Origin of the sequence: Caballeronia sp. ATUFL_F1_KS4A, assembly GCF_023630905.1 — a bacterium.
Taxonomy (GTDB): domain Bacteria; phylum Pseudomonadota; class Gammaproteobacteria; order Burkholderiales; family Burkholderiaceae; genus Caballeronia; species Caballeronia zhejiangensis.
The window spans coordinates 1-250 of the sequence record NZ_JALQEB010000068.1 but is presented as its reverse complement, the minus strand read 5'-3'; the positions used below and the strand labels follow the sequence as shown (position 1 = coordinate 250).

1 protein-coding gene is annotated in these 250 nt (G+C 80.4%); it reads right to left on the bottom strand.

Annotation, left to right across the window (positions count from 1 at the left end):
* On the bottom strand, nt 1-250 hold a 250-nt coding region (locus NCS03_RS31375; RefSeq protein ID WP_250530515.1), incomplete at both ends, for a hypothetical protein.

The following is a 250-nucleotide window of genomic DNA, read 5'->3' as shown; positions in this document are numbered from 1 at the left end:
GCCGTTGCCGCCACCACCGTTGCCGCCGCCGCCATTGCCGCCGCCGCCATTGCCGCCGCCGCCGTTGCCGCCGCCGCCGTTGCCGCCACTGCCGCCACTGCCGCCGCCGTTGCCGCCACTGCCGTTGCCGCCGCCGCCGCCATTGCCACCACCGTGACCGCCGCCGCCATTGCCGCCACCGCCGTGACCGCCGCCGTTGCCGCCGCCGCCGTTGCCGCCACTGCCGCCGCCGCCGTTGCCGCCACTGCCG